Here is a 25,812-nt window from a genome sequence, read left to right as displayed (position 1 = left end):
ATGGCGTTGTTCGAATTCTTCCCCAATTACATCTGGAACCTCTCGGTCGCGATTGCGATGGAAAGTGGCGGACAAATCGGTGAAATCATCGATATGTGCCAGCCAATCAAGGACGCTGCCGATAGCGGCGCTGACGCAGGCGTACCGCAGTTTATGAAGCAATGGTCGGCAATGGGCGAGAAACTGCTCGAACTGGCCGCAGAAGATGAAGCGAAAGGTCGCAATTTTTCTGCCTCAAACAAGCTGGAACGTGCTTCGCTTTATCTCGTCACGGCGGAACGGATGCAGGGACATGGACATCCGGGCCGCACCGAGACTTTCGCCAAGGCACGAGATGCGTTTGATCGCTCCACAAATCTCGGAAAGCTAAATCGCGAACGGGTCGAAATTCCGCTGGATACGGGGACAATGCCCGCGATCTGGACAAAGGCTCCGGGCGACGGCCGGAAGCCTGCGGTGGTTTTCTGCAACGGTCTCGATAGCAACAAAGAACTTTTATACTGGACCCGGCTGCCCGAGGAACTCGCCCGGCGCGGTATCTCGACGCTTTGCGTAGATCAGCCCGGTTCAGGTGAAGCGCTTCGATTGCAGGATCTGCCGGTCGATCCACATAGTGAAAGCTGGGCATCAAAAGCGGTCGACTGGCTAGAAACGCAGGATGATGTTGATGCGTCGAAAATCGGAATGACCGGAATATCGCTTGGTGGGCATTTCGCGCCGCGAGCAGTTGCCTATGAGCCGCGCTTTGCCAGCGGTGCAGTGTGGGGTGCGAACCACAATTGGCGCGAAGTCCAGGACAAGCGGATGGAACGCGAAGGTGAAAATCCCGTACCGCATTACTGGGCGCACGTGCACTGGGCGTTTGGGGCGAAGGATCAGGAAGATTTCCTGGAAAAATCAAGCAATATGAACCTCAACGGACATATGGACCGGATCAAGGTTCCGTTTCTGGTTACGCACGGTTCCAATGACCGCCAGATCAGCGTTGAATATGCTCATGATCTATATGATCAGCTCGTCAACAGCCCGCGCCGCGAGAAAGTGATCTTCACGGCGCGCGAAGGCGGAGTTGAACATGTGGGTGCGGACAATATGGCTTATGGCCGGGATTTATTGTCTGATTGGTTCGCTGAAACTTTAGGTGGGAATGCGGGATAGCCGAGATTAACTGAATTAGCCCGCTGACGGGCAGGGGATAGGAAGCGAACATGAACCAGGCTGCGACAGATCAAGCGGGCGCCGATAGCGGGGCCACACGGCACGGCATCATCATTCTTTTTGCTTCAACTATGCCGATCATGGCGATTGTTTCGCTCATTCCGGTCTTGCCGCTTCTGATGAAGGAATTCGCCGGTGTCACAGGAAGCGAATTCCTTGTGCCAATGGCGCTTACCATTCCGGCCTTGTGTGTTGCGTTATTCTCTCCGCTGGCTGGCTGGTTATCAGATAGGGTAGGTCGCAAACATCTGCTGGTAGCCGCTCTGGTTCTCTATGCTGGTTTTGGTATTATCCCGTGGTTTTTGGATAGTCTTTTTCAGATCATTGCGGCTCGAATTGGGCTCGGCATCATGGAAGCCGTAATCATGACCGTGGCAACAGTCCTAATTGGAGACTATTTCGTCGGCGCGCGCCGCGAAAAATGGATTGCACTCCAGGTTGGCTTTGGCAGCATCGCCGCTATTATCCTGATCGCGGTGGGCGGCGGACTAGGTGAAATATTTGGATCACGTGGCCCCTTCCTGCTCTATCTTCTGGCACTCCCGATTGCGCTTGCGGCAGCGATCATATTGTTCGAGCCAACCGTCAAAGCGACTGTTGCAGATGGAGCAAAAGCGCGGTTCCCGTTGAAAGCGGTGCTTCCGCTAGTTTTGACCACGATTGGTGTGGGGATTGTATTTTATACGGTCATCGTTCAGCTGGGGCCTATTCTCGGATTGTCAGGCGAAGTCTCTCCGGCGACTATTGGCTTGATTGGTGCACTTACCAATGTTGCGGTCGCTATGGGTTCTGTTCTCTTTAACAAGTTCAAACAAAATGTAGGACCACGCCTACTGACCGTAGGTCTGGTCATTGCTGCCATCGGCTATGCTGGGGTGAGCGTTTCGACAAGCCTTGTTGCGCTGGCTGCATTTTCTGTCGTGGCTTGTATTGCCAGCGGAATGATGTTGCCCAATATGCTGACCTGGACGATGAATAGCTTGCCGCCGGAAATGCGCGGCAGAGGCATGGGTATGTGGACCGGTGCCTTCTTCCTTGGACAATTTGTCGCGCCGCTCATCACCGCAAGCATTGTTCCCGTCACTGGCGGCTTCGCGCAAACCTTCATGGCTTACGCGGCCGTCATTGCGATAGGGGCTGTGATCGTGGTGCTCACCTCTCGCAGGAGCACCATGGCAAAATCTGGATGACTGAAACAAAGCCTAAACTCTTTTTTGCACCCGGCACTTGTGCACGGGTCACGCTAACGGCGCTGGAGGAGATCGGGCAACCATTTGAAACAAAGCTGATTGCATTTATGGCGGGAGAACACCGTTCAGAGGATTATCTGGCGATCAATCCCTCAGGTAAGGTTCCGGCGCTACAAACCGAGGCCGGTGTGTTGACGCAGAACGGTGCAATCCTGCTCTATCTGGCGCGCAGCTATCCAGAAGTTAATCTGCTTCCGCTTTCCAGTGATCCTCATTCGGAAGCATACGTGGTTTCTGCGCTGTTTCGGATGTCGAGCGATCTGCACCCTCTGGTGACGCGTTTTGTCCTTCCGGGCATGATGCTGTCTGATCCGTCTGCTAATCCGTACGTGCGAGCGAAAGCCGAAGAGGTGCTCAAGCTGCAATTGGCACCCATTGCAGCGCAATTAGCCGGTCAAGATTGGTTGTTGGGGGAGAACTGGTCGATCCTTGATGCTTACCTGGCGTGGATATGGTTCCGTATTACCGGAGCGGGTTTCGATGCTGCCGCTTTTCCGAATATAGCCTCTCACTATCAACGCGCCAACGAGCGCCCATCTGCGAAGGCGGCTCTTGAGCATGAAGCGCGCGCGCAGGAAGAACTCTCGGCACGCGGCCTTGCCTTTGTGCCACCAAAGCCGAAACAGTAATCTATACAAAAGGAAGTGAAGCTATGAGCGAGAAACCAATCCGCCGCGTTGTCACCGGTCACAATGCCAAGGGAGAGGCCATTATACAGGAAGATGGAGTTGTTCCTCGTATACAGAGGATCGGAGGGGACACTGGACCGATGTTCTATGAGGTCTGGAATACGCGTGCCACACCGGCTCCAATTGATCCGGCATCTGGAGAACCGCCGGAAGAGGGCATTATCCTCGCTCCGCCTTCGAATGGTACCAGAATACGAGTTCTCGATATTCCGCCCGACGACGCTAGCTTTGAGGAGATGACCCCCGAAGCGGCCAAGGCACATTTTGCCGAAATCGGTGCTGAAGATGCATCGTCCTTCGAAGGCGCGGCGTCGCGTCATGCCCGTATGCATCGTACCGAAACAGTCGATTATGGAATCGTCATCGAAGGTGAGCTGGTCCTGATCATGGATGAAGGTGAAGCCACCGTGCGAGCAGGCGATATCGTGGTGCAACGCGGTACAAACCATGGCTGGGCCAATCGCACCGACAAAAATTGCCGTATCGCATTCATACTGATCGACGGAAAATATTCAGAAGAACTACAGGGCTAAAATGTGCTTAGCGATCATAGCGGCTGCGGCATTTCTCGGCCGCGCCATTGAAGGATAACCAAATGATACTTGCTACCTTGAAAACGGACAAACCCGACGGCCAGCTAATTGCGGTTTCGAGCGATCACCAACGATATTTGAAGATCGAACAGCCTGTTTCTAGCCTGATCAGTGCCACCGAGAATTGGGATGGGCTAGTCGGAGAGCTACAGTCCGTTTCCGAACAGCTTGGACAGGGCGGCGGCGATCCATTGGACGTTTCCGCGCTTGCTGCTCCCATGCCGCGCAGTTGGCAGTGGCTCGATGGGTCGGCATTTTCGACCCATGGAGACCTTATGCAAGTCGCGTTTGGTCTGGATCCCATCGATACCGACCGTCCGCTTATGTATCAGGGAGTGTCGGACAAGTTTTTCGGTCCGACCGAAGATGTGCCATTACCCACGCCGGAACATGGCATCGATTTTGAGGGCGAGTTCGGTGTTATTGTAGATCATGTTCCGATGGGAACTTCCGCCGAAGACGCAATGAAGCATATCAAGCTGATCGTTCAAATCAACGACTGGTCTCTGCGCGCGATTGCCCCGATAGAAATGGCCACCGGCTTTGGCTGGGTACAGGCAAAGCCCGCCTGTTCCATGGCACCTTTTGCGGTGACGCCTGATGAACTAGGTGAAGGCTGGAAAGACGGCCGTGTATGTCTTGATCTGGAAATCGACTGGAATGGCAAACGTTTTGGCGCGGCCAATGGCGCGGCCATGGATTTTGGTTTCCACGAACTGGTTGCTCACGCGGCATTGACGCGCGATCTGGTTGCGGGGACGATTATCGGATCGGGAACAGTCTCTAACCCAAATTATGCAGAAGTCGGGTCAAGCTGTATTTCCGAGGTCCGCGCTATCGAGATGATCCGCGACAAGGGTCCGGCGACCACAGGCTTTATGGGTTTCGGTGACAGTATCCGTATGGAAGGACGCGGCGTTGATGGCTCATCACCATTTGGTGTTATCGAACAGAAGGTCGTGCAGGGCTGATGGTTCAGACCTGTATCATCGGTGCGGGGCCTGCTGGATTGCTTCTGGGGCATCTGTTGCGTGCCGAAGGCATAGATTGCGTAATCCTCGAACGGCAGACACCGGAGTACGTTCTGGGCCGCGTTCGCGCAGGTGTTCTCGAACAGGTTACGGTCGATCTGCTCGAGCGCCTCGGACTCGACGCACGGATGAGAGATGAAGGCCTACCACACAATGGCTTCAACTTGGCCGATGGTGAACGATTGATCAGGATCAACATCAAAGAACTGACCGGTCAGGAAGTCATGGTCTACGGGCAGACCGAGGTCACGCGCGACTTGATGGAGGCGTGCGAAGCGCGAGGCCTAGAAGTCATCTACGACGTCAGCGATGTCGTACTCCATGATATCGAGACCGATACGCCTTCGGTGATGTATACGAAGGGCGGTTCCAAACACCGCATCGATTGCCGCATCATCGTTGGCTGCGACGGGTTTCACGGACCGAGTCGCAAAGCGATCCCGGCTGCGGTTGGTAAGGAATATGAACGCGTGTACCCATTCGGCTGGCTCGGCATTCTCGCCGATGTACCGCCCTGCAATCATGAGCTGATCTACGCCAACCACGAGCGCGGTTTCGCGCTTGCGTCGATGCGTTCGAGCACGCGCAGCCGATACTATGTCGATGTGCCTGTGACCGAGAAAGTCGAGCATTGGAGCGACGAGCGCTTGTGGGATGAACTAGCGATCCGCCTTGGGCCGGAGGCCGCGGTAAACATCACCCGCGGACCATCGATTGAGAAGAGCATCGCACCGCTAAGATCCTACGTGTTTACCCCGATGCGCCACGGCTCGCTGTTACTGTGCGGCGATTCTGCGCATATTGTTCCGCCCACTGGAGCGAAGGGATTGAACCTGGCGGCCAGCGACGTGCACTACGCAGCAAATGCGTTGACCCATTTCTTCAGTCGAGGCGCCTCTGACGCGATTGCCGAATATTCGGACACGGCCCTGGCTCGAGTATGGAAGGCTGAACGATTTAGTTGGTCACTCACCCGTCTGATGCACCGCTTCCTTGACGATGGTCCGTTTGAACGAGCCATGCAGCTCGCCGAGCTCGACTACATTGCAAGCTCGCGTGCCGCACAGGAAAGCCTCGCTGAAAACTATGTTGGCCTACCGGTCTGAAATGATGATGGAAACACCCCAAAAGAGGCAATCTATTGCCCGCAAGAAAGCAGATCTGTGAAAGCAATACTCGGACATCGCTATACCATCTGGCTGCTGCTAGCCCTGCCTGCGATAGGTATGACAATTGGATTGATTAGAGGAGGCGCTACACCGGAAGCCATCCTGCATCCATCGGGCGAATTCAGCGCACGCGCGATGATACTGGCACTATATTGCTCGCCGTTGGTGGTGCTCTTTCCACGCGTTGCTATATTCAAGTCACTGCTAAAGCGCCGCCGTTATCTGGGAGTGGCAGCGTTCGGTTATGGCTTGTTCCACACCATTCTTTATCTGATGGAAAAGGGAACGCTTGCTGCCGTTTTGGGCGAGGCAACTGAGCTTGCGATCTGGACCGGTTGGATTGCATTTGTAATCTTCGTGCCTCTTGCCGTGACAAGCAACAATACGATGGTCAAAGCCCTTGGCGCGCGGCGTTGGAAAAACTTGCAACGTGCGGTTTATGTTGCTGCGGTGCTGACTGCGATGCACTGGTTGTTCCTTGACGATAGCTGGAACTCGGTGCTGATGCATTTTGCACCTCTCGCACTGCTGGAGCTGGCAAGATTTGCGAAACAAAGGGGCTTAATATTTGCCAAGCATCGCTCCGCCTAAAAAAGAATGTGCGCCTTCGAAAGAGTGATGGCTAGTAGTCTTCCGTATCAATGGTTGCCCGCATGATTTCAGGGTTGCGAACACAGGGACTATGTTCACGCTGGACCATCGCAATCGGATGAAAGGCATGCGAGAGCCGGGTCGTCGCAGCCGACATTTCGGACAGCCAGATATGGCTAATTTTTCCGGCCTTTTCGGCAAGACAAGCGCGCCAATAGATTCCTCGATAGGAAGATTCTTGTCGAGCCTGTGCAAATAGTAGAGATCGATATGGTCGGTATCGAGCCGCTTCAGGGTGAGGTCGAGAGTGCCAGCAATGGCGTTTGGATTTCCGTTAAGCCCGCGTTCGCCATCATAGACGTCGAGTACACATTTACTCGCTAGCGTATATTCGCTGTGCCGGTGGCCAACATATTTTGCCAGCAGTAGTCTGTTGTTTTTGAAAACATATAGCGCCACAGTATCGAGCATATTGATGCCCAGATCGAGCGAATTATTAAGCAGTCGGCCAGCCTCCTCCTCCGGCGGTGCAATATCGTATGCACACGCATCCCAGCACCACTGCCGACAGCGTGAATGGTCCGATCGGGCGCTGATTGAAGGTCATCTGACTTAGCCCAACTGACCTTCAAGCTCGTGCAGAACCTTATAGCAAGGAAGAACCTGAGCCACGCTGCTGTTCGGTTCGCGGCCTTCGAGGATCGCGGTGACAAATTCGCGGTCTTGTAGCTCAATGCCATTCATCGATACATCAACCTGACTGACGTCGATGACTTCTTCCTTGCCGTTCACCAGATCGTCGTAGCGCGCGATATAGGTCGCATTATCTCCAATATAACGGAAGAAAGTTCCCAGAGGCCCATCATTGTTGAAGCTGAGCGAGAGCGTACAAATCGCGCCGCTTTCGGCTTTCATCTGTATCGACAGATCCATGGCAATGCCCAGTTCGGGATGAATTGGACCCTGAATGGCGTTTGCCTGCACAATAGGTCCGGCCTGATAGGCAAACAGATCGACCGTGTGAGCCGCATGGTGCCAAAGCAGATGATCGGTCCAGCTGCGCGGCTGCCCCTTGGCGTTGATATTTTTCCGCCGGAAGAAATAAGTCTGAACATCCATTTGCTGGATGTTATATTCGCCTGCCTTGATTTGGTTGTGCACATATTGATGGCTGGGATTGAAACGGCGCGTATGGCCAACCATGCAGACTAGCCCGGTTTCCTTTTGCTTTGCCATCACGGCTTCGCAATCGGCCCAGCTGTCGGCGAGTGGAATCTCCACCTCGACATGTTTTCCGGCATCCATGGCTTTAATGGATTGATCGGCATGCATCTGTGTTGGCGTCGCCAATATCACCGCATCGACATCGTCGCGTGTGAGCATTTCTTCATAGTCGGTCGTGGCAAACCCAACGCCGTATTTTTCAGCCATCGCCTGAGTTGGTTCAAGCGTTCGGCCAACCAGTGCCGTCACTTCAACACCATCAATGTTTTTCAGGCCGTCGAGGTGTTTTTCACCAAAAGCGCCGCCGCCTGCAAGTGCGATTTTCATGCTAGATACTCCCTGGAATTCAATTGTCTGGTTCAAGCACCATGTGCCCGATTGCGGTATTGCTGCACGGAATGTGATAATGACGGTGCAAGCATTTGGTTTTTGTTCCCAGCGCAGCGCGCATGATAAGCCACATGACCATCTCAATGCCCTCGCTGCCTGTTTCGCGCAGATATTCAATATGCGGAATATGGCGTGCGACGTCGCTATCGCCGGTCAACATGTCGAGGAACTTGTTGTCCCATTCGCGGTTGAGCAATCCGGCGCGCGGCCCCTGCAGTTGATGGCTCATCCCGCCCGTTCCCCAAATCTGCACGTTTAGGTCTTCCGGAAAACTTGCAACGGCGCGCGCAATTGCCTCGCCCAGTGCCCAACAGCGATTGCCCGAAGGCACCGGATAGGTCACCACATTGACCGCCAGTGGTACGACTTTGACCGGCCATTTATCCGGCTGACCAAACATCATCGACAAAGGCACCGTCAGTCCATGATCGACATCCATTTCGTTGATGATTGTCATGTCAAAATCGTCGAGGATCAGGCTCTGCGCCAGATGCCAGCCAAGGTCTGCATGGCCCTCTACATCGGGAACGTCTCGTGGCCCCCAACCTTCATCGGCCGGCTTGTATTTTTCGCCGCAGCCAATCGCAAAAGTGGGAATGATATTTGCATCGAACGCTGAGGCGTGGTCGTTGTAGATGAGAACAATCACGTCCGGTTTTTCGGACTGCTCCCATTCTTTGGTCCATTCATAACCTTCGAAAATGGGGCCGAAATAGTCATCCTTGGTTTTGCCTTGGTCGACTGCAACGCCAAGCAACGGAACATGGCTGGAACCAACACCTGCGGATATACGGGCCATTTCAATAGTTCCCCTTGATCGAGCGATTGCCCTCAGGCGAACGACCGCCTTGCATCATCATCTCGCGATATTCGGGAAAGCTCATATCGGTCATGGTCGAAACCGCTTCAGCAAAGCTAATACCGTCAGTCGAGAATATCTTGCTGAGGAAATAGATATTGCCGCCAAGCTCCAGCATGCGGTTATAGTCACGATCGACCACCGCTTGACGCTGTTCTTCGGTAATTGGCCATTCGGCAAGATAGGCTTCTTCATCGGCCTTCCAGCGTTTGCGATTCTCCGCCTTCATCAGGCTCATGGCGAACTGATTGAGATGATAACCCTGCCGTGCGCGTGAAGCTGTAAAGACCCGTGTGCCGGGAATGTCCTCTAATTCGGCAAGATATTCGTGAATGTCTTGATCTATCATGCGCTGCCTTCTGCTTTTTTGATACGCTCGATCATTTGGCGAGAACGTACGCCGCCCTCATCGATGTTATAGGCCTGCAACTTGCGATCTGGATTGGCGCTGATGGACTGCTGCTGCGCTTCCAATATTTCGACATCTTCTGCAAAAACGCCGCTCTGTTGCTGCCGGAAACGGGCACCAAAGCCGGGATCATCGGTCCTGAAATCGCGCGCCATGCCCCAGAAATAATGGCTATGCGTTTCGTCCTGCGGTGTCATCACATCCACCACAAACCCGCGAACGCCCTGGTCATGTTTCTCAATACTGGCACCGGCTTCAACAGGCGCAACCCCAACGTCGATGATGACGGCGGACGGTGCGATAAATTCACAAATCTGCCAGCGGTCAACACGGCCCTCCTTGCCCAGCGCGCCTTTCCAAAATGGCGGCGGATCGATGTCTGGGATCCATCGTTCAACAAACACTCGATCATCGGTTGTGCGTGTGTCCAGCGGCGCTTCCATCAGCTCCTGTTGTCCGATCGATCCCTGATGGACATAGGTCTCGTGGGTTAGGTCCATCAAATTGTCGATCAGCAGACGATAATCGCAGGCGATTGAATAATATCCGCCCTCGAAGGCCCATCCTTCCGCAGAGCAGGGCCACAAATCAGGGATAAGATCAGGATCGGCTGTCGTATCGCCCATCCAGATCCATATAAATCGATGTTTCTCGTGAACCGTGAATGTCTCCGTGCAGATGCGCCTATTCACTTTGTCGGATTTCAGCGGCATTTCCTCAGCAACACCGTTGGGGCCGAGTTTCAGGCCATGATATTTACAACGGATTGAATCGCCTTCTTTGATACCCATAGACAAAGGCAACATTCGGTGCGGGCAGGCATCACGCATGGCAACCACCTCACCATCGAGTTTGCGCCAGAGTACGACAGGCACACCCAATATTGTTCGGGCCAGTGGCTGGGGACCTATCTCATAATCCCATCCGGCGACATACCAGGCGTTTTTGATCCAGGTGCTCATTGCGTTTTCTCCGTCAAATTCGAACCTAATTCTGAAATTGGTGAGCGTATTCTGTCGGACTGTTTTTTACTGTTTGGCGGTTTTTCAACAGGATCATCGATTGCAAACACAAGAGTTTCGTACCCGAACATGAGGCAGGAATACCGTTGGCCTTTTTCAAATCCGATTTTCATAAGCCGCGCTCCTTCAACTGTGCATCCAGTCTCGGGAAAACCCTACGCGCATTGCCTTCAAAAATGGCATGGCGTTCCGCGTCGGTCAGGTCGAGCGCATCGACATAGCGCTTGGTGTCGTCGAAATAGTGACCAGTCTGCGGATCGATACCGCGCACAGCGCCAACCATTTCGCTACCGAAGAGAATATTCTTGTTTTCAATAACATCGGCGAGCAGATTGATACCCGGCTGGTGATAAACGCAGGTGTCGAAGAATACGTTGTTCATTACATGCGTCGACAGATCCGGCTGCTTCAACATATCGGCCAGTCCGCGATATCGACCCCAATGGTAGGGCACTGCGCCTCCGCCATGGGGAATGATCAAACGCAATGTCGGAAAATCCTTGAACAGGTCGCCTTGAATCAGTTGCATAAAAGCGATGGTATCTGCCGCAATGTAATAAGCACCCGTTGCGTGCATTGCCGGGTTGCAGCTACCCGAAACATGTATCATTGCGGGCATATCCAGTTCGACCATCTTTTCGTAAAACGGATACCAGAATTTGTCGGTCAAAGGCGGATGTTCAAACTTGCCGCCACCCGGATCGGGGTTCAGGTTGCAACCGATAAAACCCATATCCGCGCAGCGTTGTAGCTCCGCGATGGAAGAGCTCATATCCGCTTCCGGCGACTGCGGCAGCATACAGACCGGAGCAAATCTTTCGGGATAAAGTTCCGCCACCCGTGCGATCAGGTTATTGCAAACTTCAGCCCACTTTACCGCCACGCTCTGGTCGCCGACATGCGGCGCCATCGCCGACGCGCGCGGACTGAAAATAGTCATATCTGCACCGCGTTCTTTTAGCAGACGTAACTGGTTGGCTTCTATCGTTTCGCGGATTTCATTGTCGGAAATATCGGGATAGGGCGGTGCTTCCTCACCCGCCGCGAACGCCTCCTTTTGCAATTCGCGCCACTCGTCATGCGCCTTTGGCAAAACAGTATAATGGCCGTGACAATCGATGATCATGGCATTTTCTCCAAAATGGCGGTCAATTTACCGTTCAAGCCTTTTGGCACTGGACTGATTTCAAACTCTCCCATCGCCTGTTGCCAGCTGACAGTTCCTTCGGTGAGCATTGGAGATACGCCAAGCGAGAGCAGCGTTTGCGATGATTCAGACATCTCGGCAGATCGCCGCAGCCCGTGCACCAACATCCGATCGATACGATAGTCAGCTTGTTCCGACCAATCATTGCCGAAACTGGCGAGCACTTCGTCAGTAACGCCAGCTTTTTCGCTGGCAATCAGGCATTCAGCCGTCAACGCTTCGACACCTTTATACATGACCGAGCGCAGCATCTTGATCGTTGATGCTCGGCCGACATCATCGCCAACAATGCGAATATTGGTAAAACCCAGTACGGTCAGCGCTGCTTTGCCATCTTCCGAATAAGGGCCGGAAACAAGCAAAGGAACCGCCAGCCGCGCTGGGTTAACTGGTGACATGATTGCGACGTCAATATAACGCCCGCCAGCTGCTTCGATCTCTTGGGCAGCGTCGCGCTTGGTCTGAGGCGCAACAGAATTCATGTCGAAATATAATGTTTTGGAGTTTAAATGCGGTGCGGCATTCTTTGCTGCCATGAGCGCCTGATCCGCTGTCACAACACTGATGCATTGCGCGCTGTCCTTCAACGCAGCACCAAGCGCAGAGCAACCGGTGACACCATCTTCAGCATATAACTCATCAATCGGTTTCAAATCGAAAACCTGCGCTTGTGATCGCCAGCCAGCTTCGCGCGCGAAGGTCTGACCCGCTTCGCCATATCCAATCAGAGTTACAGGATTATCCATGCCCTCGAGTGTAGGTACTTTCCGTGTAACCGGCTAATCGGAAGCATGTTCTTGCTATAAGTTATTGATAATTTAACCTGCTTTAGAGATCTCTTTCAAGACTGTCAGAAACTTTGCCTGCATGGCCGTCGGTCGCCATTCTGCACGTGTGGTAACACCAATATTGCGGGTATATCCTTCCGGAATATTGGCAATTTTGACGAGCCAGCCAGCCTCCAGTTCAACAGCCACTTGATCCGGTGATAATAGCGTGAGAAAATCGCTTTCTATCAGGATTTGACGGATGGTAATTACAGACCCGCATTCTATCGGCACTTGCGGCAGGGGAACCGACAATTTGTCAAACATGGCTTCCCATCCAGCGCGAAGCGGCGTTCCCGAGGTTGGAATAATCCAGGGATATTTTGCAAGATTTTCAAGCGATGTTTCGCTGGATAAGGCTGGATGGCCTTTGCGGCCAATGACCGCTGGGCGATCGTCGAACAATGGCTGTTGGGCAACATCCGGGCCGGGCGATGGCGCTCGCATCGCACCGATCATCAAGTCGATGTCGCCATCGCGCAGAGGTTCGATCAATTCATGGAATGCGCCTTCGACGATATTGACCGCGACATCGGGCTGATCTCGATGAAATGCGGCGACCGCAGCTGGCAATACGCGCGCACGAGACAAGGGCATGGCTCCAATCGTGATCAGGCCTGTTTCGTGCCCTAGTAGAACGGCAAGTTCGCTCAATCCCGCTTCAAGCTCTGCACGTGCAAGGCGAAACCGCCGCGCAGTGCGCTTGCCTTGCTCTGTCAGCGCAACACCTTTTCCGCGCCGTTCGACCAACTTACGTTTCAGCGCAACAGACAGATCGCCTACGGCCCGGTGCAACGATGGTTGGGCGAGTCCGGTAGTATTGGAAGCCGCAGCATAACTTCCCGCATCCGTTAATGCTATAAGCGCGCGCAATTGTGTCATGGTGACGCGCGGGGAGATGATATGGGCCAGTGCGGTTTCTATCCTAGGTATAAATATGCGCCCGGCCTCAGTCGCAACCATGCCATCGGTCCTGCGCTCAAATAACGGCTGGCCGAGCATTGCTTCCAGTTTTGCAAGCCCCTGAGTAATAGCAGGTTGACTGATATGGATGGCCTGTGCCGCAGCAGAAATGCTACCCAAACGCCCAATAGCTGAAGCGGCGCGCAGATGACGAAGGTTGAAATCGGAAAACTTCATTGTCTCCAAGATTAGCATATTCTTATGGCTTCTGCATAGTTCCGACTTGCTTGTCTGAGTACAAGCTTTGTAGTCTTCCAACGCACAACAAGGAGTCCGGAATGGCCAACATCGTGGTTCAGAATATCGAGCGCACTGATCTCTTAGTGGTGGATGGTCTGGCAAAATGCGGTGTTGCCACTGTCCACGAAGCTCAGGGTCGGACGGGACTGATGGCCAGCAACATGCGGCCCATTTACACCGGTGCAAGAATCGCCGGGACCGCAGTGACCATATCAGCTGCGCCGGGCGACAACTGGATGGTGCATGTCGCGATTGAACAGTTGAAAGAGGGGGATGTGCTGGTGCTGGAGCCCACTAGTCCCTGCGAGGACGGCTATTTTGGAGACCTTCTCGCGACATCAGCGCAGGCGCGGGGATGTCGCGGTCTGATCATAAACGCTGGTGTACGTGATGTGCGTGATCTCAAAGAGATGAGTTTTCCTGTCTGGTCCAAAGCCGTGTTTGCCCAAGGAACGGTGAAAAACACGCTGGGCTCCGTGAATGTCCCGATTGTCTGCGCAGGAGCAGCCGTAAATCCAGGTGATGTAATCGTAGCAGATGATGATGGCGTGTGTGTTGTGCTGCGTGAAAGCGCTTCCGAAGTGCTTGCAAAAGCGCAGGAACGCGAAGCGAACGAGGAAGAGAAACGCCAGCGTCTGGCGAGCGGAGAACTCGGCCTCGACATGTACAAGATGCGTGGAAGGCTTGAAAAAGAAGGCCTCAAATATGTTTGACGCCTCCAAGGGTGTTCCATGTATGTGGATGCGCGGCGGAACATCAAAGGGCGGCTATTTTCTCGCAAATGACTTGCCTTCCAACATTGCGGAACGCGATGCATTTTTGCTTCATAGCATGGGTTCACCCGATGAACGGCAAATTGACGGTATGGGAGGAGCCGATCCTTTGACCAGCAAGGTTGCGGTGGTCAATAAATCAAATCGTGATGGCGTTGACGTCGACTATCTGTTTTTGCAGGTGTCGGTCGATCAGGCTTTGGTTTCAGACCAGCAAAATTGCGGTAATATCCTAGCCGGTGTCGGACCTTTCGCAATTGAGCGTGGACTGGTGGATGCAACAGGTGATGAAACCCGCGTGGCTATCTACATGGAAAATACAGGTCAAACCGCCGTTGCAACTGTACAGACGCCGGATGGAAACGTGCAATATCAGGGCAAAGCCAGCATTGATGGCGTTCCGGATACGCATGCACCGATTCCTCTCGAATTTCGTGACACCGAAGGATCAAGTTGTGGATCGCTGCTTCCAACCGGCAATGCTGTTGATGAGATTGAAGGCGTCGCTTGCACTCTGATCGACAACGGTATGCCTTGCGTGGTGATGAAAGCAGCCGATATTGGTATTACCGGCTATGAAGATCGCGAAAGTCTCGACAACAACAGCGAGCTGAAAGCCAAGATCGAGGCAATCCGGCTGGCAGTGGGTGAACGAATGAACCTCGGTGACGTGGCCAGCAAAACCGTGCCAAAAATGATGCTCGTTGCTCCGCCCAAAAATGGGGGAACTGTGACCGTTCGCAGTTTCATTCCACATCGCGCCCATGCATCGGTTGGCGTATTGGGCGCAGTGAGCGTGGCGACTGCTTGCCTGATTGAGGGCTCTCCTGCGGCGACTGTTGCACACATTCCGGAAGGTAGAGTCAAAACCCTGTCGGTCGAGCATCCGACCGGAGAGCTAACTTGTGTGTTGGAAACCGATGAGGGCGGCGCTTTTGTCTCGGCGGCCCTGCTGCGTACGGCGCGCAAATTGATGGATGGAGTGATATTTTCATGACCACTAAAAAGACAGACCAGTTGAAAACCTGGAACGACGGCTTCGGTAATATCTATTGTTCATCGAACGAACCGGAAAGGATCGTCAGCTGGCATTCCAATCCGTCCAAACCAACATTCACTCTACCCCCTGGTGCAGTAGATGCTCATTGCCATGTTTTTGGTCCAATGGCGCAGTTTCCGTTCAGTCCAAACGCCAAATATCTCCCCGAAGATGCCGGACCTGAAAAGCTGTTTGCGCTGCGCGATCATCTGGGATTTTCGCGCAATGTCATCGTACAGGCCAGCTGCCACGGCACGGATAACAGCGCAACGCTGGATGCAATCAGGAAATCCAATGGCAAGGCACGCGGCGTGGCGGTGGTTGATCCAGCGATTGGATCGGACAAACTCGCCGCACTCCATGAAGGGGGAATACGCGGTGTGCGCTTCAACTTCCTAAAACGGCTCGTGGACAATGCACCCAAGGAAAAATTTCTGGAAGTTGCCGCTCGTCTCCCCAAGGGATGGCATGTCGTAATCTATTTCGAGGCTGATATATTGGAGGAAATGCGCAGCTTTATTGATGCAATCCCCGTTCCCGTTGTGATCGACCATATGGGTCGCCCAGATGTTAGTCAGGGTCCTGACGGCAAGGATATGCAAGCCTTTCGCAGTCTATTGGAATCACGCTCCGATATTTGGTTCAAAGCCACCTGTTCAGACCGGCTGGATGCTGGCGGCTATCCGTGGGCGGATTTTGTCCGTTCGGTCGCGCCCTTAGTGGCGGATTACCCCGACCGTTGTCTCTGGGGTACCGATTGGCCGCATCCCAATATGCAGGATGACATCCCTAACGATGGTCATCTCGTCGATATCATCCCGCAGATTGCACCGTCATCGGCATTGCAAGAAAAGCTGCTCATCATGAATCCGAATCGGCTTTATTGGAGCGACCAATAGCAGTGACCGTTCCTGTCAGGCTTTGCCCTCCGCATCGGCGCGTTTAATCTGTTTATGTTCGTCTTCAACCAAGCCGCGTTTCCAATAGCTTGAAATGTAAAGCCGCTCCGGTCCGAATTCTTCTTCGACGCGGAGAAATTGGCGTAACAGTTTCATTGCTTCAAATTCACAGGCGACCCAAGCATATGCGAATTTGGCAATCGCAGGTAACTCACGAGCAGCCCCGGACAGCAGTGACGGATTGGCGCCGAGGTCGGGTTCAGCAATCCATTGAATTTTCATACCGGCCGGTTTGGCGATATCCTGCTTGTCATCGGCCTCACGAATGAGGATGATTGCGTTCCCTGTTGCATCATCTGGCAAAGCTTCAAGATTGACAGAGATTGCTGGCAGAGCGGTCATATCGCCGACCAATAGAAATGGCCCCCGTCCTTCCGGCAACGGTTTGGCCGCACCCGGACCGCCTACCTTTATTGAGTCTCCTACCTTTGCACTGATGGCCCAGCTCGTGGCCGGACCAGATTCTTCGTCCGACCCGTGCAGCGCGAAGTCGACATCTATGCCCGTTTCTGATTGGCTGCGGATGGTATAGGTTCGCACAATGCGCTTGCTGTCTTCCGGGACAGGTGGCATGATTTTGACATAACCGCCGTTCTGCTCGCGTGGAAAGCCGGCCATCCCATCACCGCCCAGAGTAATCCGGTGCATGTTTGGGGTGAAGCGAAAACTATCGATGACTTTCAAAATGCGTGGGTCTGGTCGTGGCATTGGTGTTCCGTTTGATCGTGGATCTCGGCGCAATCTCGTCAACTGAGCTGCATTTATAGCTATGTCCGGCGGGCTATCACACTCAAAAATACAATAGAAATCGATAGTTATAATTGATTAGTATTACTTTGGTTTATGCCTCCGAAATGTCGTTCGGACGCTTCATCCTATCAATTCATTTCATAGGGCTTATAATCCAAAACGCTTTCTACAGGTTGCAGTTTGAAGGTAGGGTTATTCAAAACATTTGAGTATCCTGCTGCGGCTGGGCGCAACTAGAAACAATGGAGAGTAGTTTGACATATCCCTTCAAACTAGACCCAAAGATGGTACGCAATCGCTGATACATCGGCGCTTGCTTCACTGCAAGCTCGCCGCCTAAAATATACCAACCAGATGAGACCAAACACTCGCTAAGCCAAACACGCCGCGTGTCTCAATTTATCTGACGGGGAACACTCGGGTTACATCGGTGATCCGCATTCGGCCGATTGCGGGTAGAATGAACAGCTTCAGGTTCCTCCGATATTCTTTTGCGGTGGTCGCTTTGAGATGTACTGCGATATGCTCTGCCTCAAATCGATCGGCTAGTTCCTTCACCGTCAGGGCATCGCGCCGTTCAGCGCGCTCTTGCAGCGGATCAATATCCTGACCGATTTTGGCAAGCGCTTGTATAGCTAGCTTCCGGGCTTGATCTAATGTGATGGCACCGTGTCTTCCGATCATCATTCGTCTTGATTTGCGGCTATGTCGGTATTGCAGAACAAACTTCTTCCGGCCGGATGGAAACACCCGGATACCAAAGCCAGGAAGCTCGCTATCCCAAATGAAATAATCCTTTGACTTTATCTCCAAAGCATCGATTTTGCTCTTGGTTAGTTTAGTCATTGTAATCCCTTCTGTTACCAGTCGGGTCATCGCAGTGCTTACAGTAAGCAAATAGTAAGCAAGAGGGTGAGCATTGCTGCGAAAACCTGCGTAGACACACAGGATCAATAGCTTCTCACAGTCAAGCGAGTGCGGTACAAATGCGGGAAATAGCGCAATAAAAAGAACTAGTTAGTAGAGATTTTAGCAGCGCTCATAACCTGAAGGTCGTAGGTTCAAATCCTACTCCCGCAACCAAAAAAATCAGCACCCGCTTATCCTTGGGATGGGCGGGTGTTTTTTTGTCTGCAGCGAATGTGAGGATGTTGGCAAGACAGTTCTCAAGCCAATTATTATCTTTGTTGTTACGACCCAAGGATATGATGATTTTATCGACAAGAGTCACACAATCATCGCTGTTGCATACAGGCAGTCTCATCAGATATGAAGCCACCTGAAATTCGCTTCAAAGATTGGTGCAATTAATGTGATGGGGCCATTTTCCATTATGTAGGTTGTTCATCTACTACTTCCGATACGCCGACAGGCAGCCGCTTGACGGCCTCTTTGCGAAGCGCTTTGAACCAATGGATGCGTTGGATGTCATCGTCTGAGAGATCCGCTATTTCGTGAACAATCAGCTCTCGGTAGGATTGATTCTAGGAACGCCCTTGAAATTTGACATCAGCTTGGCATGTCCGCGTAATTGCCGGTCAATTTCAGCTGGCTCAGGAAGCAACTTATCATTTCCTCGTTGATGGCTCCCGCCCAGCACGATGTTTCCGCGTCTGGGGAACATGTAGAGCATGCCACCCGGCTCACGGCTGATATAGCTATAATCGATTTCTGGCTGTGGCTTCAGCAGCGTCAACTGGCCGCGAATGGGGAACATGTTCTCGTCACCGAACAGAAGGCCAGCGCCCAAGCCAGAGCAATTGGCAAGTACCGAATGAGGCAATAGTGCCAAGTCTTCCCGAGCGGTAAATTTCTTCGACCAGAAGTTTACGCCCATTTCGGCCAAATCTCCCATCAATGCAGAAAGATAAAGATTAGGATCAACCATTAATGTCCGAAATTTGTCGGTTACTTTGCGTCCCAGGAAGGCTTCGTCAGGCGGTTGGTTGTCTTGCTGCAGCGGTCGCATCTGGATATGGTCAATCCAGTAAACGCCATATCTAGGTGCTGTTAAGAACGGGTTGAATCCAGTTAACGCACTATCATTAATCGCTTCATCCGATGGACCAACCCTGGCATTCTCACCCGATCGATAGTTCGGACCGGTCAATATTATTGCGCCGGCGATGTTCGAAGTCGTGTCGGGAGAAAATTTTTCGGAGTAGACTGTTACCTTGATGCCGCGCCGCGCCAACAGCCAAGCAGTGGTCAATCCACTGACACCTGCACCAACAATGCCGACTGATCCTGGTTGAGCAGCGGAGATCTGGTCCGCCGCCCACGTGGCACATGGCCAAGACAAGGTATAACCGTCACCACCATGGCCATAATTATGGACAACCAGTTTGTCGGCCAGCTTTTCGGTAGCAAGCCTGAACCCGCCAATACGGCCGGGACGCAGTCCAACGACCGATCGATCAAAAAACGCCGGTGATAATTGTACTGGTAGTCCCGGTCGTTGTGATTGCGCAGGTAGAAGACGGGTCGTTTGGCACGCTGTAAGTGATGCTGCGCCCATCGTTAAGAGAAGCGCTCTGCGCGTGGTGAGAGAGTTCGCGTGTAGCGGTGCCATATAGACTACGTAGCTCAGAACCCAAAATGTTCATAGAATTGAAATTGCCGGGACAGCTGGATGCTTTCAGCCATTCTAACAGTGGCTGCATTATGTGACATGGTTTTCGGGAGTGTTGGCGGCGATCATCCCGCCTGAATAGACGCTGGCTGTGTGCCCATATCCACAGAAATGAGATATGGAATGGCAATTGCATATGCGCCCAGGCCCAGTGTGATCAGCATCGTCAGGACGGTACCGATCATCCTGCCTTTACCAAGCTTGCCGCCGTCCATACCGATGCCATGGGCGACACGTCCCAGCATATACAAGCCGCCGACAATCCATAGCCATGTAGAGGACCCCGTAGCCAATTCAATGACTGCAATCAAAATGAGTATAATTGGCAGACTTTCGCCAAAGTTGGCATGGGCTCGCATGCGGCGTATGACTTTCTCGTTGCCTCCGTCGCCAACGCTTACTTTTTCCGACGTGCGCACTTGTCCGACGCGGATCATCAGCCAGATATTGACCAGTGCAGCAGCGCCAGCGATGGTAAGAGTGATAGGTAAAATCATGGTTCCCCCAGAGGTTTTTCAGAATATCACAGGTCTATAGATGCACAATGCTTGCAACGCACAGGAAAATCGTTATACGCGCTGTTTCGCGTGCAGTTAGCTGATCGCATGACACCGGTGATTCGTTGGGAATTATGGAGGCCGGCTTGCTCAAAACCGGCATTTGGCTTATTGTACACTTATATGAAATTTGAATTTTAAAGAACAGGCTGAGCAATGGCTGTCCCTAAACGAAAAACTACGCCGTCCAAGCGCGGAATGCGCCGTTCCCATGACGCTTTGAAAGTTGAAGCTTATCAGGAATGCTCAAATTGCGGTGAATTGAAGCGGCCCCATCACATGTGCGGGTCTTGTGGTCATTATAATGGCCGTGAAGTAATGGCTGTCGATCTATAGTCTTTTGGGCTTTACTCGACTAACGTCACGACGATCACACAGCTAATCAAGGGGAACAACCGGTGGGGATGAGGCCGCGAATCGCAATTGACGCGATGGGCGGTGATATCGGCCCACAGGTAATGGTTGCCGGCGCAGCTTTGGCGCGTCATCGCCATGAAGGTTTTCAGTTTCTTTTCGTCGGTGACGAGGTCGCGATCAAGGAAGCATTGAAAAGCCATCCGAACCTCAGCGCGGCGTCCGAAATATTGCATGCCGAAGATGTCGTCTCCGGTGACGCAAAGCCCAGTCAAGCCCTTCGTGGTTCGAAGAAAACATCGATGGGCATGACCGTCAATGCTGTAAAGACGGGCGAGGTAAGCGCTGCGGTAAGTGCTGGAAATACCGGCGCGCTGATGGCGATTTCAAAACTGGCGCTGCGTACGATGCCGGGAATTGACCGGCCGGCTCTGGCGGCATTGTTGCCAACCATGAAAGATAGCGACGTCGTTATGCTGGATCTCGGCGCGAATGCCGAATGTGACAGCCGCAATCTCGTGCAATTCTCCGTGATGGGCGCAGCCTATAGCCGGATCATGCACGGCTTTGAAAAGCCTACGGTCAAGTTGCTCAACATTGGTACGGAAGATGGCAAGGGTACCGGAACATTGCAGATTGCAGCCGATGCTCTGAAGAATGCAGACGGATTGGCCATGAATTTTCAGGGATTTACCGAAGCCGACAAAATATCTACGGGCGACGTGGATGTGATTGTTACAGACGGCTTTTCGGGAAATATTGCGTTGAAAGCACTGGAAGGAACCGCCCGGTTTGTAACAGACCTTCTAAAGCGCAGTTTTTTAAGTTCTCTACGGTCCAAAATTGGCTTTCTGATTTCCCGACCAGCGACAGAATTGTTGAAAGAGCATCTTGATCCCAACAACCATAATGGCGCAGTATTTTTGGGCCTCAACGGCGTGGTTGTAAAAAGCCATGGTAGTGCGGATGAAAAAGGCGTAGCCAATGCCGTCGAAGTAGCAGCAAGACTGGTAGAGGATAGCATTTTGGAACGAATCAGCGAAGATTTGAACAAGATCGGCAGCCTATCGTCTCTGGAAGCAGCAGCGAAATGAGTGTTGCGACCGCTCGGCGTGCGGTCATAAAAGGGACGGGTTCTGCTTTGCCGCGGACAAAAGTCTCAAATGCTGATCTTGCCAAAAAAGTTGATACAACAGACGAATGGATCGTCGAGCGCACAGGCATTAAATTCCGGCATATTGCCGAGGATGATGAAACAACGTCCAGTTTGGCAACACAAGCGGCGCGCCGGGCGCTGGAAGCTTCCGGTCTGCTGGCACAGGATATCGATTTAATAGTTCTGGCGACGGCGACCCCTGATCAAACCTTTCCGGCCACGGCGACGATCGTTCAGAATGAGCTGGGATGCAACGGATGCGTGGCCTTTGACGTGGCCGCGGTCTGTTCCGGCTTTCTCTATGCCCTGTCGGTGGCAGAAAGCATGATTCGGGCCGGAAGCGCCCAAAATGCGATTGTTATCGGTTCGGAAACATTCAGCCGGATTCTCGACTGGGAAGATCGCGCAACATGCGTTCTTTTCGGCGATGGCGCGGGGGCGATCATCCTTTCTGGCGAGGATACGGACAAGGGGGTGCTCTCTACCCGCTTGCATGCAGACGGAGAGCATAACCAGCTACTATACGTCGATGGCGGGGCAGGCACCACCGGGACAGTGGGTAAGTTGCGTATGAAAGGCCGGGAAGTTTTTCGTCATGCGGTTGTGAATTTGTCATCCGTATTGAAAGAAGCACTGGATGCCGCCGGCGAGGATATGGATAATATTGACTGGGTCGTGCCGCACCAGGCCAATGCGCGGATATTGGACGCGACGGCGAAGAAGCTCCAGTTGGCGCCAGAAAAAGTCATAAAGACGGTTGATCAACATGCCAATACGTCAGCTGCGTCGGTGCCGTTGGCGCTGGATACTGCGGTCAGAGATGGACGGATTAAAACCGGCGACCTGTTAGTGCTTGAGGCAATGGGCGGTGGTTTTACTTGGGGTGCAAGCGTGATTCGATACTGATCGCCTGGTTCGGAATATCCTTCGAAACCTGCTTTCAAATTCCATAAACGACTTGTTCGTCGTTGATTTTACATTTTGGTCGAAAGTCCGTTGAGGATTTAAACGCTCTGCTTCTAGCTGTTGCCATGGGGCAGATTAACTCAGACGACCTAAGTGTTTCGTCACAATTCTTATTTCAGGCCTTTCGAACGTGTCAGGAACTTGGCGCACGAAAGCCGGTTCTGCTGTCTGCGCTCGATATCACCGATTCCGAATTGCGCGATCCCAAAGCGCGATATGATAGCGAAATTGTAACGCGGTTATGTCAGGCGACGGCCCATGAACTCGGTCGTTCCAATATACTTCCTGATATCGGTTCCGGAATGGTACCAACCGGCTTTTCGGATATTGGTTATTCCGCTTTGTTTGGCGACACTGTTGAAGATGTGATGCAGGCGGCGGCGGCCGCGCTCGACTGGGGTACCAGCCGCCCCATGCTGCGATGGGAGCGATCGGGCGCGATTTGTCGTTTGTTAGGCGATCCGGTTTCGAATGGAACGAATGAACTGATCTTTATCATTTTCTCCATTTTATCACATATTGGTGGTGTCGTCACAAATGGCGGTTTGGCACCCGTAAAGGCGGCCTATTTCAGAAACCGCGAACCCAGAATTTGTGATGAACTTGCTCGGACCGAGCATCACCCATTGAATTTGCCATGCTTTTTCAACCAATCCCAAACCTATCTGGAACTGCACCCCCAAGTCGTTGATCGCCGTAACCCTTTGGGTAACCGCATGTTGACGAGGGTCGTGCAGGAAAAATCAGCAAAGCGAAAGATTGCTGCTAAAGAGGCGGCACCACTGACCAACCTCAGCTATGATTATCTGTTCCACTTGCTGGACAAGTCGGGGCTGAGCCTGGACGCGGCTGCCGAAACCTTTGGCATGGCCGAGCGTACTTTGCGCCGCAAGCTTGTCGCTGAAGGCGCTTCTTTTCGCCAGATATTGGAGCAGGTTCGCCGTGATGCCTGCCAGCTCTATTTCCTGGAAGGCACGCGTTCTCTCTCCGAAATTGCGACGAAACTGGGTTATAGCGAACTTAGCGCCTTCACCCGCGCCTATACCGCCTGGCATGGCCGTTCGCCCAGCAGGGACCTGGCCGCGCATATCGCGCTGGCCGCCTAATCAAATTACTGGGAAAATGGTGGGCGTAGAGAGAGTTGAACTCCCGACCCCTTCGATGTCAACGAAGTGCTCTACCACTGAGCTATACGCCCACGCTGCAGGCCGTCTAGCCAGCCCCTAGACAGGGTGCAAGACTTAATTCAATTCACCGATACTATCCGGTTCAAATAGGCGCTGCACTTCCAGAACGAGATCCTTCAAGTGGAAGGGTTTTGATAGAATTTTGGCTTTTGGAACGGACTCACCCGCGCGCAGGGTTACCCCGGAAAAACCGGTAATAAACATGACCTGGGTATCTGGCGAAACCTTCGCACAATGTTGTGCCAGCTCGATGCCATCCATTTCTGGCATAACAATATCTGTCAAAAGTAGGTCGAATTTCTCTGATTCCAGATAGGGAACCGCCGCCGTACCACGATCGACGGCAACCACTTCATAATTGGATTTCTGCAACGCACGCGTCAGGTGCTCACGCATCGCCTGTTCATCTTCCGCAAGTAGAATTCTGATCATTTCTTGGACCGATCCCTGTCTTTATCGTCTTAAAATCTGCATCTTTTATGCCTAACAAACACTATAGGTGCAAATCTCTTAATATTTTGGTTCTGTGCGGTGTTTTTATGAGTTAGTGGTTAATCCATTGAATGGAACGTGATGAAAAACGATACGGCCGACAATTTGATGCACAACGAGTCGCCTGACGGGCCGTTTTCTCACCATAATATTGATATATTGAAATTCCCGCTGTTAATCAGTGTTCCGCATGCTGGTCGGGTATATCCTCAGGAGCTTATGGATAATCTGGCGGTTCCGGCAGCACATTTGTTGCGGTTGGAGGATCGTTATGCAGATCGCCTTGTCAGCGCCGCCATTGATTCCGGGTTTCCCACAATTATTGCCCACCGGCCAAGAGCATGGATTGATCTAAACCGGAATCGCGCTGAAATCGATGCAGACATGGTCGATGGCCTGACGGCTTCCCAATTGCCGACGCCGAGCCGCAAGGTTCGTGGTGGATTAGGCGTTATCCCCAGCCGATTGCATGGTGTGGGAAACTTATGGCGTAAAAAATGGCAATGGGACGACGTCAGCCGCCGTCTGGACAGCTGCCACGAACCTTATCACCGCAGTATTCGCCAGATAACCGAGCAAATGCGGTTGAAATTCGGCTGTGCGATATTGCTCGACATTCACAGCATGCCGCCATTGGAGGAAGAACATGGCCAGGCTGATATAGTTATTGGCGACCGTTTCGGCCGGAGTGCCGGATCCCGCTATTCCGAGCTTGCGCTGGCTTTTTTTGAAAAGTCCGGCGTCAAGGCGCGCCTGAATCACCCTTATGCAGGAGGCTATATTTTAGAGCGTCACAGCAATGTAGATAAGGATATCCATGCTTTGCAATTGGAAGTGGATCGCAGTGCCTATCTTGATGTCGACTTTAGAGAGCCCAGCACTCATCTGCCAATAATGGCGGATCACATCGTAAATTTGGCAGCGCGGTTGGTTGATCAGATCAACAACCAGTTTCTGCTGGCTGCCGAATAGTCAGCCTTTGTGTTGCGCTAAAAAAAACCACCTCGCCAAGACGGCGAGGTGGCCAAGGTTCAGGGAGGTGGCATTCCAAGAATGCCTGCACTGATCCAATCGGGGGATGTGCATCAGTACGACTCTCAATGTGGTCGCTTGTGTAACGAGTTGCAAGTCCCGAACGTGAATTTATTGGTCCGATTCTGTGTGAATCGAGGGCCTATCAATCGAAAATGTTTAATTTCATAGCCTTACCAATCCAAAACAGCCGATTTAGCTGATTTGTCAAGAATCCGAAAAAGGGCTGGCGT

At 52.6% G+C, this 25,812-nt stretch carries 29 protein-coding genes and 2 tRNA genes; 16 read left to right on the top strand and 15 right to left on the bottom strand.

Features of this window, described 5'->3' with window-relative positions:
• From ACO6S1_RS03255 to ACO6S1_RS03225, 7 genes are all read left to right on the top strand, one after another.
• A complete protein-coding gene (locus ACO6S1_RS03255; protein ID WP_422344927.1) occupies window positions 1-1,158 on the top strand; it encodes an alpha/beta hydrolase family protein in 1,158 nt (385 codons plus the stop codon).
• Window positions 1,159-1,208: 50 nt separating this feature from the next.
• Window positions 1,209-2,408, top strand: coding sequence for an MFS transporter (locus tag ACO6S1_RS03250; RefSeq protein ID WP_422344926.1), 1,200 nt, complete (start codon window positions 1,209-1,211; stop codon window positions 2,406-2,408).
• Window positions 2,405-3,097, top strand: a complete 693-nt coding sequence (locus ACO6S1_RS03245; protein WP_422344925.1) for a glutathione S-transferase family protein — start codon at window positions 2,405-2,407, stop codon at window positions 3,095-3,097. Before ACO6S1_RS03250 ends, ACO6S1_RS03245 begins: the two co-directional genes overlap by 4 nt.
• A 23-nt stretch (window positions 3,098-3,120) precedes the next feature.
• Complete coding sequence (locus ACO6S1_RS03240) at window positions 3,121-3,690, top strand: cupin domain-containing protein (RefSeq protein WP_422344924.1); 570 nt, start codon at window positions 3,121-3,123, stop codon at window positions 3,688-3,690.
• Window positions 3,691-3,752: 62 nt separating this feature from the next.
• Complete coding sequence (locus ACO6S1_RS03235) at window positions 3,753-4,721, top strand: fumarylacetoacetate hydrolase family protein (RefSeq protein WP_422344923.1); 969 nt, start codon at window positions 3,753-3,755, stop codon at window positions 4,719-4,721.
• Window positions 4,721-5,887, top strand: coding sequence for a 4-hydroxybenzoate 3-monooxygenase (gene pobA / locus ACO6S1_RS03230; RefSeq protein WP_422344922.1), 1,167 nt, complete (start codon window positions 4,721-4,723; stop codon window positions 5,885-5,887). The genes ACO6S1_RS03235 and pobA overlap by 1 nt, the downstream gene beginning before the upstream one ends.
• Window positions 5,888-5,944: 57 nt before the next feature.
• A complete protein-coding gene (locus tag ACO6S1_RS03225; protein ID WP_422344921.1) occupies window positions 5,945-6,541 on the top strand; it encodes a ferric reductase-like transmembrane domain-containing protein in 597 nt (198 codons plus the stop codon).
• Here the strand turns inward: ACO6S1_RS03225 and ACO6S1_RS03220 are convergent.
• The 9 genes from ACO6S1_RS03220 to ACO6S1_RS03180 form a co-directional block, all read right to left on the bottom strand.
• Window positions 6,512-7,012, bottom strand: coding sequence for an aldo/keto reductase (locus ACO6S1_RS03220; protein WP_422344920.1), 501 nt, complete (start codon window positions 7,010-7,012; stop codon window positions 6,512-6,514). The genes ACO6S1_RS03225 and ACO6S1_RS03220 overlap by 30 nt on opposite strands.
• Window positions 7,013-7,153: 141 nt before the next feature.
• Window positions 7,154-8,092: a Gfo/Idh/MocA family oxidoreductase gene (locus ACO6S1_RS03215; RefSeq protein ID WP_422344919.1), complete on the bottom strand. Its 939-nt coding sequence runs from the start codon at window positions 8,090-8,092 to the stop codon at window positions 7,154-7,156.
• Window positions 8,093-8,111: 19 nt separating this feature from the next.
• Window positions 8,112-8,954 (bottom strand): class III extradiol dioxygenase subunit beta, encoded by an 843-nt coding sequence (locus ACO6S1_RS03210; RefSeq protein ID WP_422344918.1) that lies wholly within the window; start codon window positions 8,952-8,954, stop codon window positions 8,112-8,114.
• Between the two features lies 1 nt (window position 8,955).
• Window positions 8,956-9,363 carry a protocatechuate 4,5-dioxygenase subunit alpha gene (gene ligA, locus ACO6S1_RS03205; protein WP_422344917.1) on the bottom strand — a complete coding sequence of 136 codons (408 nt, stop codon included), beginning with the start codon at window positions 9,361-9,363 and terminating at the stop codon, window positions 8,956-8,958.
• Window positions 9,360-10,385 carry a Rieske 2Fe-2S domain-containing protein gene (locus tag ACO6S1_RS03200; protein ID WP_422344916.1) on the bottom strand — a complete coding sequence of 342 codons (1,026 nt, stop codon included), beginning with the start codon at window positions 10,383-10,385 and terminating at the stop codon, window positions 9,360-9,362. The genes ligA and ACO6S1_RS03200 overlap by 4 nt, the downstream gene beginning before the upstream one ends.
• Complete coding sequence (locus ACO6S1_RS03195) at window positions 10,382-10,558, bottom strand: hypothetical protein (RefSeq protein WP_422344915.1); 177 nt, start codon at window positions 10,556-10,558, stop codon at window positions 10,382-10,384. The genes ACO6S1_RS03200 and ACO6S1_RS03195 overlap by 4 nt, the downstream gene beginning before the upstream one ends.
• Window positions 10,555-11,571, bottom strand: coding sequence for an amidohydrolase family protein (locus ACO6S1_RS03190; protein WP_422344914.1), 1,017 nt, complete (start codon window positions 11,569-11,571; stop codon window positions 10,555-10,557). Before ACO6S1_RS03190 ends, ACO6S1_RS03195 begins: the two co-directional genes overlap by 4 nt.
• Entirely contained in the window at window positions 11,568-12,398 is an 831-nt protein-coding gene (locus ACO6S1_RS03185) for a DUF1932 domain-containing protein (protein WP_422344913.1), read from the bottom strand. Before ACO6S1_RS03185 ends, ACO6S1_RS03190 begins: the two co-directional genes overlap by 4 nt.
• Window positions 12,399-12,470: 72 nt before the next feature.
• Window positions 12,471-13,619, bottom strand: a complete 1,149-nt coding sequence (locus ACO6S1_RS03180; protein WP_422344912.1) for a LysR family transcriptional regulator — start codon at window positions 13,617-13,619, stop codon at window positions 12,471-12,473.
• Window positions 13,620-13,720: 101 nt separating this feature from the next.
• Here ACO6S1_RS03180 and ligK point away from each other — a divergent pair, with 101 nt between their 5' ends.
• From ligK to ACO6S1_RS03165, 3 genes are read left to right on the top strand one after another with little or no spacing between them, the layout of a single operon-like run.
• Window positions 13,721-14,395 (top strand): 4-carboxy-4-hydroxy-2-oxoadipate aldolase/oxaloacetate decarboxylase, encoded by a 675-nt coding sequence (gene ligK, locus ACO6S1_RS03175; protein ID WP_422344911.1) that lies wholly within the window; start codon window positions 13,721-13,723, stop codon window positions 14,393-14,395.
• Window positions 14,388-15,452, top strand: a complete 1,065-nt coding sequence (locus ACO6S1_RS03170; protein ID WP_422344910.1) for a 4-oxalomesaconate tautomerase — start codon at window positions 14,388-14,390, stop codon at window positions 15,450-15,452. Before ligK ends, ACO6S1_RS03170 begins: the two co-directional genes overlap by 8 nt.
• A complete protein-coding gene (locus ACO6S1_RS03165; protein WP_422344909.1) occupies window positions 15,449-16,393 on the top strand; it encodes an amidohydrolase family protein in 945 nt (314 codons plus the stop codon). The genes ACO6S1_RS03170 and ACO6S1_RS03165 overlap by 4 nt, the downstream gene beginning before the upstream one ends.
• Window positions 16,394-16,408: 15 nt before the next feature.
• On the opposite strand, the gene ACO6S1_RS03160 is transcribed toward ACO6S1_RS03165, so the two are convergent.
• Both ACO6S1_RS03160 and ACO6S1_RS03155 read right to left on the bottom strand, forming a co-directional pair.
• Complete coding sequence (locus ACO6S1_RS03160; protein WP_422344908.1) at window positions 16,409-17,161, bottom strand: siderophore-interacting protein; 753 nt, start codon at window positions 17,159-17,161, stop codon at window positions 16,409-16,411.
• A 441-nt stretch (window positions 17,162-17,602) separates the two neighbouring features.
• Window positions 17,603-18,049, bottom strand: a complete 447-nt coding sequence (locus tag ACO6S1_RS03155) for an integrase arm-type DNA-binding domain-containing protein (RefSeq protein WP_422344907.1) — start codon at window positions 18,047-18,049, stop codon at window positions 17,603-17,605.
• A gap of 141 nt (window positions 18,050-18,190) precedes the next feature.
• On the opposite strand from ACO6S1_RS03155, the gene ACO6S1_RS03150 reads away from it, so the two are divergent.
• Window positions 18,191-18,286: transfer RNA gene (locus ACO6S1_RS03150), tRNA-OTHER, on the top strand.
• Window positions 18,287-18,665: 379 nt separating this feature from the next.
• Here the strand turns inward: ACO6S1_RS03150 and ACO6S1_RS03145 are convergent.
• The gene (locus tag ACO6S1_RS03145) at window positions 18,666-19,775 is read right to left on the bottom strand and encodes an FAD-dependent oxidoreductase (RefSeq protein WP_422344906.1); all 1,110 of its coding nucleotides are present in this window, start codon (window positions 19,773-19,775) and stop codon (window positions 18,666-18,668) included.
• A 125-nt stretch (window positions 19,776-19,900) separates the two neighbouring features.
• Window positions 19,901-20,332 carry an MAPEG family protein gene (locus ACO6S1_RS03140; RefSeq protein WP_422344905.1) on the bottom strand — a complete coding sequence of 144 codons (432 nt, stop codon included), beginning with the start codon at window positions 20,330-20,332 and terminating at the stop codon, window positions 19,901-19,903.
• Window positions 20,333-20,548: 216 nt separating this feature from the next.
• On the opposite strand from ACO6S1_RS03140, the gene rpmF reads away from it, so the two are divergent.
• The 4 genes from rpmF to ACO6S1_RS03120 all read left to right on the top strand — a co-directional run bounded on the left by rpmF (window position 20,549) and on the right by ACO6S1_RS03120 (window position 23,974).
• Complete coding sequence (gene rpmF, locus ACO6S1_RS03135) at window positions 20,549-20,728, top strand: 50S ribosomal protein L32 (protein WP_207990200.1); 180 nt, start codon at window positions 20,549-20,551, stop codon at window positions 20,726-20,728.
• A gap of 68 nt (window positions 20,729-20,796) precedes the next feature.
• Complete coding sequence (gene plsX, locus ACO6S1_RS03130; protein ID WP_422344904.1) at window positions 20,797-21,840, top strand: phosphate acyltransferase PlsX; 1,044 nt, start codon at window positions 20,797-20,799, stop codon at window positions 21,838-21,840.
• Window positions 21,837-22,808, top strand: coding sequence for a beta-ketoacyl-ACP synthase III (locus tag ACO6S1_RS03125; protein WP_422344903.1), 972 nt, complete (start codon window positions 21,837-21,839; stop codon window positions 22,806-22,808). The genes plsX and ACO6S1_RS03125 overlap by 4 nt, the downstream gene beginning before the upstream one ends.
• Window positions 22,809-22,933: 125 nt before the next feature.
• Window positions 22,934-23,974 (top strand): helix-turn-helix domain-containing protein, encoded by a 1,041-nt coding sequence (locus ACO6S1_RS03120; protein WP_422344902.1) that lies wholly within the window; start codon window positions 22,934-22,936, stop codon window positions 23,972-23,974.
• 17 nt (window positions 23,975-23,991) lie between these two features.
• On the opposite strand, the gene ACO6S1_RS03115 is transcribed toward ACO6S1_RS03120, so the two are convergent.
• Both ACO6S1_RS03115 and cpdR read right to left on the bottom strand, forming a co-directional pair.
• Window positions 23,992-24,066, bottom strand: a tRNA-Val gene (locus ACO6S1_RS03115).
• Window positions 24,067-24,109: 43 nt separating this feature from the next.
• The gene (gene cpdR / locus ACO6S1_RS03110) at window positions 24,110-24,487 is read right to left on the bottom strand and encodes a cell cycle two-component system response regulator CpdR (RefSeq protein WP_422344901.1); all 378 of its coding nucleotides are present in this window, start codon (window positions 24,485-24,487) and stop codon (window positions 24,110-24,112) included.
• Between the two features lie 141 nt (window positions 24,488-24,628).
• Here cpdR and ACO6S1_RS03105 point away from each other — a divergent pair, with 141 nt between their 5' ends.
• Complete coding sequence (locus ACO6S1_RS03105; protein WP_422344900.1) at window positions 24,629-25,519, top strand: N-formylglutamate amidohydrolase; 891 nt, start codon at window positions 24,629-24,631, stop codon at window positions 25,517-25,519.
• Window positions 25,520-25,812: the final 293 nt, after the last annotated feature.

Origin of the sequence: Parasphingorhabdus sp. (genome assembly GCF_965233695.1) — a bacterium.
In the GTDB taxonomy this organism is placed as follows: domain Bacteria; phylum Pseudomonadota; class Alphaproteobacteria; order Sphingomonadales; family Sphingomonadaceae; genus Parasphingorhabdus.
This window is presented reverse-complemented; position numbering and strand designations above follow the sequence as displayed.

Coding starts and splice junctions, on each gene's coding strand:
- ACO6S1_RS03255 (WP_422344927.1), top strand. CDS start 1: ATGGCGTTGTTCGAATTCTTCCCCAATTACATCTGGAACCTCTCGGTC.
- ACO6S1_RS03250 (WP_422344926.1), top strand. CDS start 1,209: ATGAACCAGGCTGCGACAGATCAAGCGGGCGCCGATAGCGGGGCCACA.
- ACO6S1_RS03245 (WP_422344925.1), top strand. CDS start 2,405: ATGACTGAAACAAAGCCTAAACTCTTTTTTGCACCCGGCACTTGTGCA.
- ACO6S1_RS03240 (WP_422344924.1), top strand. CDS start 3,121: ATGAGCGAGAAACCAATCCGCCGCGTTGTCACCGGTCACAATGCCAAG.
- ACO6S1_RS03235 (WP_422344923.1), top strand. CDS start 3,753: ATGATACTTGCTACCTTGAAAACGGACAAACCCGACGGCCAGCTAATT.
- pobA (WP_422344922.1), top strand. CDS start 4,721: ATGGTTCAGACCTGTATCATCGGTGCGGGGCCTGCTGGATTGCTTCTG.
- ACO6S1_RS03220 (WP_422344920.1), bottom strand. CDS start 7,012: ATGCTCGATACTGTGGCGCTATATGTTTTCAAAAACAACAGACTACTG.
- ACO6S1_RS03215 (WP_422344919.1), bottom strand. CDS start 8,092: ATGAAAATCGCACTTGCAGGCGGCGGCGCTTTTGGTGAAAAACACCTC.
- ACO6S1_RS03210 (WP_422344918.1), bottom strand. CDS start 8,954: ATGGCCCGTATATCCGCAGGTGTTGGTTCCAGCCATGTTCCGTTGCTT.
- ligA (WP_422344917.1), bottom strand. CDS start 9,363: ATGATAGATCAAGACATTCACGAATATCTTGCCGAATTAGAGGACATT.
- ACO6S1_RS03200 (WP_422344916.1), bottom strand. CDS start 10,385: ATGAGCACCTGGATCAAAAACGCCTGGTATGTCGCCGGATGGGATTAT.
- ACO6S1_RS03195 (WP_422344915.1), bottom strand. CDS start 10,558: ATGAAAATCGGATTTGAAAAAGGCCAACGGTATTCCTGCCTCATGTTC.
- ACO6S1_RS03190 (WP_422344914.1), bottom strand. CDS start 11,571: ATGATCATCGATTGTCACGGCCATTATACTGTTTTGCCAAAGGCGCAT.
- ACO6S1_RS03185 (WP_422344913.1), bottom strand. CDS start 12,398: ATGGATAATCCTGTAACTCTGATTGGATATGGCGAAGCGGGTCAGACC.
- ACO6S1_RS03180 (WP_422344912.1), bottom strand. CDS start 13,619: ATGAAGTTTTCCGATTTCAACCTTCGTCATCTGCGCGCCGCTTCAGCT.
- ligK (WP_422344911.1), top strand. CDS start 13,721: ATGGCCAACATCGTGGTTCAGAATATCGAGCGCACTGATCTCTTAGTG.
- ACO6S1_RS03170 (WP_422344910.1), top strand. CDS start 14,388: ATGTTTGACGCCTCCAAGGGTGTTCCATGTATGTGGATGCGCGGCGGA.
- ACO6S1_RS03165 (WP_422344909.1), top strand. CDS start 15,449: ATGACCACTAAAAAGACAGACCAGTTGAAAACCTGGAACGACGGCTTC.
- ACO6S1_RS03160 (WP_422344908.1), bottom strand. CDS start 17,161: ATGCCACGACCAGACCCACGCATTTTGAAAGTCATCGATAGTTTTCGC.
- ACO6S1_RS03155 (WP_422344907.1), bottom strand. CDS start 18,049: ATGACTAAACTAACCAAGAGCAAAATCGATGCTTTGGAGATAAAGTCA.
- ACO6S1_RS03145 (WP_422344906.1), bottom strand. CDS start 19,775: ATGGCACCGCTACACGCGAACTCTCTCACCACGCGCAGAGCGCTTCTC.
- ACO6S1_RS03140 (WP_422344905.1), bottom strand. CDS start 20,332: ATGATTTTACCTATCACTCTTACCATCGCTGGCGCTGCTGCACTGGTC.
- rpmF (WP_207990200.1), top strand. CDS start 20,549: ATGGCTGTCCCTAAACGAAAAACTACGCCGTCCAAGCGCGGAATGCGC.
- plsX (WP_422344904.1), top strand. CDS start 20,797: ATGAGGCCGCGAATCGCAATTGACGCGATGGGCGGTGATATCGGCCCA.
- ACO6S1_RS03125 (WP_422344903.1), top strand. CDS start 21,837: ATGAGTGTTGCGACCGCTCGGCGTGCGGTCATAAAAGGGACGGGTTCT.
- ACO6S1_RS03120 (WP_422344902.1), top strand. CDS start 22,934: ATGGGGCAGATTAACTCAGACGACCTAAGTGTTTCGTCACAATTCTTA.
- cpdR (WP_422344901.1), bottom strand. CDS start 24,487: ATGATCAGAATTCTACTTGCGGAAGATGAACAGGCGATGCGTGAGCAC.
- ACO6S1_RS03105 (WP_422344900.1), top strand. CDS start 24,629: ATGAAAAACGATACGGCCGACAATTTGATGCACAACGAGTCGCCTGAC.